Here is a 640-nt window from a genome sequence, read left to right as displayed (position 1 = left end):
TGCGCAACCACGAGACGGCCGTACTCAAGGTCAACGACGCCTACGGCAACCCGATCGAGCTGGCGGCCGTGGTGGTCTGGAAGGTCGAGGACACCGCGCAGGCCGTCTTCGAGGTCGACGACTTCCTGGAGTTCGTCTCCACCCAGACCGAGGCGGCCGTGCGGCACATCGCCATCGAGTACCCGTACGACGCCCACGAGGAGGGCGGCCTGTCGCTGCGCGGCAACGCCGAGGAGATCACCGAGAAGCTCGCCCTCGAACTGCACGCCCGGGTCGAGGCGGCGGGCGTACGGATCATCGAGTCCCGCTTCACGCACCTGGCGTACGCCCCCGAGATCGCCTCCGCGATGCTCCAGCGCCAGCAGGCCGGGGCCGTGGTCGCCGCGCGCCAGCACATCGTGGAGGGCGCGGTCGGCATGGTCGAGGACGCGCTGGAGCGCATCGCGGCGCGCGAGATCGTGGAGCTGGACGAGGAGCGCAAGGCCGCGATGGTCAGCAACCTGCTCGTCGTGCTGTGCGGCGACCGCTCCCCGCAGCCGGTCGTGAACACGGGCTCGCTCTACCAGTGACCGAGGAGCGCCCCCCGCGCCGGCCACGGCAGCGCAAGCAGATGCTGCTGCGGCGCGACCCCGCCGTGTAC

1 protein-coding gene is annotated in these 640 nt (G+C 71.1%); it reads left to right on the top strand.

The window, feature by feature from the left end; translation table 11 throughout:
* The coding region (locus tag KUM32_RS39245; protein WP_217146534.1) for an SPFH domain-containing protein at positions 1-569 on the top strand (569 nt) is incomplete at its 5' end.
* Positions 570-640: the final 71 nt, after the last annotated feature.

The organism is Streptomyces sp. AC627_RSS907, assembly GCF_019049165.1.
This window is presented reverse-complemented; position numbering and strand designations above follow the sequence as displayed.